Source organism: Halomonas sp., from assembly GCF_052095765.1.
Classification (GTDB): Bacteria; Pseudomonadota; Gammaproteobacteria; order Pseudomonadales; family Halomonadaceae; genus Halomonas.
The window spans coordinates 1-8,775 of the sequence record NZ_JBQDJZ010000104.1; the positions used below are offsets into that span (position 1 = coordinate 1).

At 57.9% G+C, this 8,775-nt stretch carries 7 protein-coding genes and 1 other RNA gene; 4 read left to right on the top strand and 4 right to left on the bottom strand.

What is annotated here, in order from left to right; all coding sequences use genetic code 11:
• Together ACTH3D_RS11585 and ACTH3D_RS11590 are read right to left on the bottom strand one after the other, a co-directional pair.
• Window positions 1-234, bottom strand: a 234-nt coding sequence (locus tag ACTH3D_RS11585) for an MTH1187 family thiamine-binding protein (protein ID WP_441667275.1), incomplete at its 3' end; no start/stop codon positions are given.
• A gap of 25 nt (window positions 235-259) precedes the next feature.
• Window positions 260-1,768 carry an amidase gene (locus tag ACTH3D_RS11590; RefSeq protein WP_441667276.1) on the bottom strand — a complete coding sequence of 503 codons (1,509 nt, stop codon included), beginning with the start codon at window positions 1,766-1,768 and terminating at the stop codon, window positions 260-262.
• 211 nt (window positions 1,769-1,979) lie between these two features.
• On the opposite strand from ACTH3D_RS11590, the gene hdhA reads away from it, so the two are divergent.
• A complete protein-coding gene (hdhA, locus tag ACTH3D_RS11595) occupies window positions 1,980-2,747 on the top strand; it encodes a 7-alpha-hydroxysteroid dehydrogenase (protein ID WP_441667277.1) in 768 nt (255 codons plus the stop codon).
• 132 nt (window positions 2,748-2,879) lie between these two features.
• Entirely contained in the window at window positions 2,880-3,497 is a 618-nt protein-coding gene (locus ACTH3D_RS11600; protein ID WP_441667278.1) for a DsbA family oxidoreductase, read from the top strand.
• 55 nt (window positions 3,498-3,552) lie between these two features.
• On the opposite strand, the gene ffs is transcribed toward ACTH3D_RS11600, so the two are convergent.
• An RNA gene (gene ffs / locus ACTH3D_RS11605) (signal recognition particle sRNA small type) lies at window positions 3,553-3,649 on the bottom strand.
• A 248-nt stretch (window positions 3,650-3,897) separates the two neighbouring features.
• On the opposite strand from ffs, the gene ACTH3D_RS11610 reads away from it, so the two are divergent.
• Both ACTH3D_RS11610 and ACTH3D_RS11615 read left to right on the top strand, forming a co-directional pair.
• Window positions 3,898-5,121 (top strand): ATP-grasp domain-containing protein, encoded by a 1,224-nt coding sequence (locus ACTH3D_RS11610; RefSeq protein WP_441667279.1) that lies wholly within the window; start codon window positions 3,898-3,900, stop codon window positions 5,119-5,121.
• Between the two features lie 65 nt (window positions 5,122-5,186).
• Window positions 5,187-7,232 carry a hypothetical protein gene (locus tag ACTH3D_RS11615; RefSeq protein WP_441667280.1) on the top strand — a complete coding sequence of 682 codons (2,046 nt, stop codon included), beginning with the start codon at window positions 5,187-5,189 and terminating at the stop codon, window positions 7,230-7,232.
• Between the two features lie 9 nt (window positions 7,233-7,241).
• Here ACTH3D_RS11615 and ACTH3D_RS11620 read toward each other — a convergent pair.
• The coding region (locus tag ACTH3D_RS11620; RefSeq protein WP_441667281.1) for a mechanosensitive ion channel domain-containing protein at window positions 7,242-8,775 on the bottom strand (1,534 nt) is incomplete at its 5' end.

The following is an 8,775-nucleotide window of genomic DNA, read 5'->3' on the forward strand; positions in this document are numbered from 1 at the left end:
TCCAACCTTCATCGTGGTAAAGATACGCGGCGCGCCCATGTCGTGAACGGTTTCATGGCAACGTTTAACCACCGCCATGACCTCGTCCCATGGGCCTTCGATATTGGTACCATAAGCATGCATCGCATGTTTCAGACCCGAATCACGAATCACGCGCTGACAGGCCGTGACTTGCGGAGCCACAGAAACACCAGCCCCGATGGGCACCACACACAGATCAATCATCACGTTCATGATCTACTCCTTGTCAGAACAAAACTTAATCAGGACAGAAGAACACTTGCTCAAGCGCTGGCATCCAAGGCCGTGCCTGCTCAAACTCTGCACCCAACTGTAACAGTTTGCGCTCGCCGTGCAGCGGCGCGACACACTGAATGCCTACCGGCAACGCATCTTTGCTAACCCACGGCACCGATATGGCAGGCTGACCGGTCAGATTAGCCAGCTGCGTGAACGGCGTGGCTTTTAACGCATCCCTGGCCAGCCCCTGAAGCGCACCGGCCTTAAGCGCCAGCCTGGCCAAGCCAGGAGCCGCCAGCAACCCCATCGCTCGCTGGCGAACATCCGAGGGATACAGCTCACCAAGCCGAGGGGCCGGGCCTGCCGTACTAGGCATCAGCAAAACATCATAGCGGCGATGGAACTCACCCATCGCTCGCGCCAGCAGGTTCCAATCGCTCAACCGCCTCTGGTACTCCCCTGCTGACAGCGCCCGCCCCATGCGGTAGAGCGCCCGAGTTGCCGGCTCGATGGCCAACCGCCCTACCGGTTTACTGATCTTGCGTGACAAACCCTCCAGCTCTGCCACTACCTCCCCCAGATACAGGATCAAATAACACCTTGCAACCTGCTCACCGCTGACTGGTGGCTCGACCCACTCCACCTGATGCCCAAACGTATTCAACTGTACTGCCGCCTGCTCGATTGCCTGACGTGTCTGGGCTGCCAGCTGCGTACCCAGGGGCGCCGACAGCGGCTCACCCAGAGACACCGCAATTCGCAACCGCGGCAACGGCTCCTTCAAAGCGTCGGAAAAACCACTCGCCTTGGGCAAGCCATAAAGCGCGCCCTCATCAACACCGTTGAGCACATCTAACAGCACTGCCGTATCGCGAACGCTGCGGGTCAGCGCCAACTCACCAACGGCGCCATGCCACGGGGGCCCTTCCAGCGGCCCGGCGGGCATACGCCCACGGCTGGGCTTTAGACCAAACAGGCCGCAGTAACTGGCGGGAATTCGAATGGAGCCACCGCCGTCACTGGCCATGGCAAAGGGCACCATGCCAGAGGCGACAGCCGTTGCTGCCCCCCCGCTTGAACCACCCGGCGAGTGTTCTATTTGCCAAGGGTTGCGCGGATGAGCAAAAGCCCTGGGTTCGGTAATGCCCATCAGCCCCAGCTCAGGCGTTGCTGTCTGGTCCATGATCACCAGCCCTGCCTGACGCATCCGCGTGACCAGGTTGGAATCCACCGCGGGCCGATAATCCCTAAGCGCTTCACAACCGCCGGCCAGCGGCTCCCCGGCCAACGCCACCAGCAAATCTTTGGTCAGCGTCGGCACACCAGCCAGTGGAGCAGACATATCCAGTGCATCAAGCTCCTGCCTCGCACGCCCAAAACGCTCACGAACCACCGCAGAGTACACAGGATTTGCTGCTGCGATCATCTGCCGTGCAGCCTCATGAACCTCCTCACGGCTGACCTCACCAGCGGCAATGACTGCGGCCAACCCCACACCATCAAAACTCTGATAATCACGCCAATGCATTTTCTGGCTCCACCATTCTGGCTACATCCCGCTGTTAGGCACGCCAACTGACAAGCTACGCCTGCAAGTGCGAGCTCAAGAACCATGAGCGCATGAAGCAGGATATAAGAACCAAGACACCCTAGAGATGTCTGAGTCGACAGGCGATAAGGCAGCGTCAGTACCGCAACCCTGAATAGTAACGGAAGATAACAGCGAAAGGCGTTCACCCATGTATAACGAACATAATTTCAAACTCATCGACCAGGTGGTGATTGTCACCGGTGCAGGCGCTGGCATTGGCCGGGCGATTGCCGAAACCTTTGCACAGGCGGGCGCCTCGGTATGCGTCAGCGATTACAATGCTGAGACGGCACACTCGGTTGCTGACGGTATCAATGCCAACGGCGGCCAAGCCTTTGGCATCGCCTGTGATGTCACCGAAGAAGACGACCTCAAGCGCGTTGTTACAGAAACTGTGACGAAATTCGGCAGACTTACAACGCTGATCAGCAATGCGGGTGGTGGCGGTCCCAAGCCCTTTGACATGCCGATGACAGACTTCAGGCGCGCTTTCGATCTCAACGTCTTTTCACTGTTCCGCCTGGCCCAGCTTGCCGCACCGGATATCGAAAAGGCCGGAGGCGGCTCGATCCTCGCTATCACCTCAATGGCCGCCGAGAACAAGAATCAGCACATGGCCTCTTATGGATCATCCAAGGCTGCAACAAGCCACCTGGTCCGCAACATCGCTTTCGACCTCGGCCCGATGAATATTCGCGTCAACGGCATCGCGCCTGGCGCAACGCGCACCGATGCGCTGAAGTCTGTGCTGAATGATGAGATTGAGCAGAAAATGCTGGCACACACACCGATCAAACGCCTGGGCGAGCCCGAGGACATCGCCAATGCTGCACTGTTCCTGTGCTCACCGGCAGCGAAGTGGATCAGCGGCCAGATATTGACCGTCTCTGGCGGCGGCGTGCAGGAGCTGGGCTGAGCCGCCGCTATCCATGATTTCTTCGCCCGCTGCCCGAAAACCGGCCTGTGGGGATGCATCGGGCAAGACGACAACTACCATGCAGCGAGGGATGCTATGAACCAATCGAGTGAGTCACTGCGGATAGATATCATGTCGGATATCGTTTGCCCTTGGTGCATCATCGGCTACCGACAGCTAGCAGAGGCCTTAAGAGCGACCGATACAGCGCACAACATTCATTGGCACCCGTTTGAACTGAATCCTGACATGCCAACTGAGGGCCAAAAACTTCGCGAACACCTCAGCGAGAAATATGGTTCCAGCGCCAAAGAGTCTGAAGAAAACCGGCTCAGAATTACTCAAGCAGGCGCAGAGGCCGGGTTCGAATTTCGCTTCAATGATGATACGCATATGCACAACACCTTCAACGCGCACCAGCTTCTGCATTGGGCCGACCAACAAGAACGTATGCACGATCTGAAGCAGGCACTTTTCACCGCTCATTTCACAAACAACAGAAATCTGTCGGACAACGCGGTGCTCGCGGATATAGCCGCAGAGATCGGGCTAGATCATGCCGAAGCGCTGGCGGTGCTCAAGGATCAGCGCTTTGCCAAAGACGTGCGAAAAAAAGAGCAGGTTGCCAGAGAGCAAGGCATTCAAGGTGTGCCGGCGGTTATTTTCAATCGTCGGCACCTGATAACTGGCGCGCAGGGGGTCGAGAACTATATTCATATTCTCAGGCAACTAGCTGAAATGCAGGACTAAAAAAGGAGCGGCAAGCAGAAACTGGGCAGAAACAGCACCCACATAATGGAGGCGGCCCCGACAGCCACATCCCGGCACACGCGTCCATCACTACCGTTGCTCCCTTCCGGGCCTGGCGGGGTTTGCGATTTAGCGTTGCGGGAGGACCGACGGGGCCACCACAGCACGACGCTCTGGGCGTCTCACCCAAGCAGGCTAGATGCCTGTTGAGCGGGACATACTATACCAAGAGCAGGGCCTGAGAACAAGGCACGTAGAAGCCGTGCCACGTTGCGTTGGTTAATCCACGTGTTAGCTCTGTTTTCCTGGTGTAGGCTGGAGACAGCTCAGCCGAATGTCACATTACTTTACGACTGGATGTCCAGGCTGAACATTCATCTCCACCACCTGGGGACAAATCATGAAGAAGGACCCAAACAAGGGCTATATCGCACTGCTGGGCTGGAGTCTGAGCGCAGTCGAAGCCGCCGAAAATTTTGATCGCCGCTACGTTGTGGTTGCCCCGCCCTGGGCGGAGGAATACTGCAAGGCGCACGATATTCCCTATGTACCTTGGGATTTCGAGCGCCTGAATGATCGCTCGATGGAAATCGCCGAGACGCTGAAGTCCATGAAGGTGGACGTGGCAATCCCTCTGTTCGAAGAGACCGTGGAATGGGCTGGCGCCATCAACTCGTTGCTGCTCGACAACCCGCGCCTGTTTGGCCAGTCGCTGCTATTGCGCGACAAGGCGCTGATGAAGCGGCGCGCCCAGCTGGGTGGTATCCGCGTAGGAATCTTTGAAGAAGCCCACGACAAAGAAGATGTAGTGCGCTTTCTCAAACGCGTCAACCAGACCCTGCTCAAGCTCGACGGTGACCCCAACGACCCGATTCACCTCAAGGCCTTCGACAAGGCCGGTTGCCTAGGCCACCGGGTAATCCGTACGCCCGACGAGGTCGATACCATCCCCGAGGAAGAGTTCCCGGTGCTGATGGAGTCGCATCTGGATGGCTGGGAGTTTGCTGTAGAGGCCTGGATCCATAACGGCAAAATCGCTTTCCTTAATATCTCGGAATATGTGACCCTGGGTTATTCAGTGTTCGTGCCGGCCTCCCCCGAGCTCGAAAAGTATCGCCCCCAGATCACCGCCCAGATCGAGAAGCTAATTAAGACCTTCGATATCGAGTTCGGCCTGATCCACCCCGAATATTTCGTGACTAGCGACAGCGAGATGTACTTCGGTGAGGTGGCGTATCGCCCACCCGGTTTCAAGGTGTTCGAACTGCTTGAGCGTGTGTACGGATTCAACGCCTATCAGGCCAGCATGCTGGTGTTCGACCCCAAGAGCACCGAGGAAGAGGTCAAGGCCTTCTTCCCCAAGGAAGTGGTCGATGCCAACGGCTATGCCGGCTGCTTTGGTGTCTATCCGCGCCGCCGCGTGGTCAGCCAGCTAGAGATTCCCGAGGAAGTCGAAGACCATCCCTACTTCGAGTCTCACGAGCTGACGCCCCCTGTCGAAGAGACCGTCACCAAGCGTACTGCTTTCGGCACTCACTGGGGGCTGGTGTACTTCAAGGGCGAAGACCCACACACCCTTCGCGACCTCCTCAAGCATCAGGAAGAGCTGGATTACTATATCTAAGCTTGATTTTATGGGCTGGCCAAGGCGTTATGGTGCGTTAACAAGCCTGACGACAAGGAATTGGCGTGACGACGCAACGCGACAATCAGGATAGCCAAGGCGGCAGCGGACAGGCAGCCAGCGATGACAAGCTGAACGGGCTGCTCAGCAAGCTGGATGAGGCCACAGCGCTGCTTGAAGCGGCGCGTGACTTCGCCAAGCCAGGCAAGCTCGGGCGAGTGCTGGATACGGCCCGTCGAGTCATGATGCAACCCGCTGGTTGCGCTGCGATCGAGCAGCGCGCCCAGCGCCTGGAGAATGCCGGGGTGTTCCTCGGCTCCGACTGGGAAACCCCACAGTTTCTGCTGCCCTCGCTAACAACCTATGCGCTAAAGAGTGCCGATGCCAACAGCGTGGTTATTGAAGCGCTCAGCGAACTACGCCTGCTGGCGGTGGCCAAAGGTGACTATCAGCATGCCTTGATTTCCGCAGAACAGGCCCACCATTATCTGACCCAGGTGATGGCCATCAATCTGTGGTTACTGTTCGGTGCCACCAGCGAGGCTGAGCGCGAGACTCAGGGCCGTTTGGCCCAACTGCCGCGCAACTTATTTCACCACCTGGCCGAGCGTATCGGCTATGAGCACGTCATTGAGCAACTGATCGACGAAATCTGGCGAATTTTGGAGCAGCGCCCCATCCAGGTTGAGCCGGTCAAGCAAATGATTACCCAAATCGCCGTATGTCAGGCCAATCCTGACATCGAGCTTGGCGCCAGCGGCCAGGGGGCGGATCGCCTGATCAGCTCGCTGTTCGGCCCTACCCGTGCCAGCCGCGAAGACCCGGGGCTAGATGTTTACCGGGAGCGCCTGACGAGCATGGATTCGACCACGCTACAGAGTGAAGCCACCGGTTTTGCTCGAGCCATGCACGATACGGGGCTGGTGTCGGCTTACCATCCGGTGCTGCTGCGCCACCTGCTCGATGAAAGCGACCACCTGATCGCCGAAGCGCTAGGTCTATCTTCCACAGGCCGCGACTGTCTGTTGTGTTACCGCGAGCTGGTCCATGCAATGATCCGCAGCGCTATTCACCCTGCCACACCCCAGGCTGTCTACGGGCTGGCGCTGACGCTTGAGCGCGGCACGCTCTACCAGCCACCCGTGGCACCGGCATTATGGCGCCAGCTCAGATTGACGCTTTCGGAGTGGTCCCAAGCGCGTCTCAACCTCGCTTTCGGCGAGGCCGTGTCGCCCAAGGCCCGCCTGCTTGAGGGCGTGCTGTGCATGCTTGGCCAGCCGCTGGGCGTAGGCCAGGGCAACAACCCCACCTGCCAGTCGGCTCGGGCCCTCTCCATGTGGGCTTATAACGATCCGGACTATCTCCTGCAGATGGTGACCTGGGCGGCCCGCGACGACGAGATCATCATGCACTTCGAAGGCATGCCGCTATCGTCCATGGCCAGCTTGTCCGGCGTCGCTACAACACTGCCGATGGATCTTGATCCCGTTTCTCTGATCGTGGTGCCCCATCTGGATCGCATCTATGCCGAAATGGGCCGGCGCTGCATCGGCCGTGAAGGCGATCCGCACCGCTGGGTCAACCCGGAGTTTCACGGTTGGTGGTCGGGCCGCGGGTTTCGCATCAACGTCGATGTGAACACGGGCAAGCTACATGAGCCGGATGACTTTCTGCGCTACTTTTATGCTAGCTACCATCCTTACTACAACGGCAACCAGCCGCTGATTCATCCGCAGCCGGCTGGCATCGCGGTAACCGACAGCGCGGCACGCTTCATCGGTTGGCACGCCATCAGCCTGCTGCGGGTCAGTCTCGACCCGAGCGATGTGATGCGAATGTATTTCTATAACCCCAACAACGACAGCGGCCAGGACTGGGGCGATGGCATAAAGGTCAGCACCTCACTCAACGGCGAACGGTTCGGCGAGGCCTCGCTGCCCTTCGAGCAATTTGCATCGCGGCTGTATATCTTTCACTACGACCCGCTGGAGCACGGCATATTGGCCGAGGTACCTCAGCAAGAGCTCGACCGGGTGATCGGCCACATCCACCGCAGCTGGGGTGCAGACCGCATCCCGCCAACGGATTTGCAAGCCGATCCCGGCCCTTAGCTTTAGGCCTTAACCCTTGAACTGATCGGACCCGCCGACAGGGGCACTGTCAGGTTGAGGCCCCCAGGGTTCCCGTTCGAGGCGCACATCCAGCCGATCATGGGCCACCCTGATGCCATGCTCGGCAAACAGCTCGGCGATGCGCACGTTGGTCTCATCCGTAGACATCAGCCGATCCTTGAGATTACTGACAAAGATACGCATCTCGAAATCCATGCTGCTGCTGGTGTAAGCCATGAAATACACCTGGGGCTCAGGGTCTTTCAATACCCGCGGGTTCTCATGGGCGGCTTGATACAACAGATCATGCACCAGCTTCTGATCAGAGCCGTGAGCCACGCCATAATGAAGTATCACCCGCGTCACGCTATCCGATAGCGACCAGTTGATCAGCTGGTCAGTAACAAAAGTCTTGTTGGGAATGATGATTTCTTTCATATCGAAATCGACCACGGTGATAGCCCGGCTTCGGATCCGACTGACCGTGCCACTCAGGGTGCCAATGGTGATAGTGTCTCCAATCCGCACTGGCTTCTCGAACAGAATAATCAAGCCAGAAATGAAGTTGGCAAATATTTCCTGCAGGCCAAAACCCAGACCCACGCCAAGGGCCGCCACCAGCCACTGCAACTTCTGCCAAGACACACCAAACGCACTCAGGGACATGACAATCCCGATACTCATGATGGCGTGGGCTAACAGAGAAGTGATCGCAAAAGCGCTGCCCGGCTTGAGCTCAAGACGCGACAACACCATCACTTCCAGCAACCCGGGCAGATTGCGCGCCATCACCACGGCCAGCACGAATATCACTAGCCCCACCACAACATCGGCCACCGAGACCGCCGCATCGACCAGTTCAGCGACCCCAGTACTCTGCTCACCGAAGACAATGACCTGCTCAAGATACGTAAATACCGTGAACAGATCACTCCACACCAGATACAGCAGCACTAAAAAACCAATCATCAGAACCAGCTTGGTCAGGCGTAATGACTGCTGGCTGACCTGCTCCATGTCCAGCGGTGGCTCTTCGGGAATTTCTGCGTTGTCACCACGCTCATCAGATATGACTGCACTCAAGGCAGATGGCTGCGCCAGTGAGCGACGATACGCCAGCCGGCGCGCTGCCACAGCCAGGCCACGAACAACCACCGACTCAACCACGACCCACATGGCGAACACATAAAGCGTCATGACAAAGCGATCGAGTATGCTCAGTGCCATGTAGGTGTAGCCAGTCACTACCAGCCCGCCCAACGCCAGAGGCACCATGGCAATCAACAGACCCAACACCAACCGGAACAGCTTGATACCGAAAAATGGAACATGTGCTTGAATAAGCTTGACCAGAGCCAGGCTCATGCTAGCAAGCCCAGCCAGCAGCAGAAGCATGATCACGGGGCGATGTGACAGGTTAATACCTGCACCCCTTGCCAACAGGGTAATCACCAGTACCGTGACCAGCGCAAAGCCCAGCCACAGCAGCCAGCGACGTAGCTGCCTTGCATAGTCGCTGGGCCAGTGGAAGTGCTGAATTGCT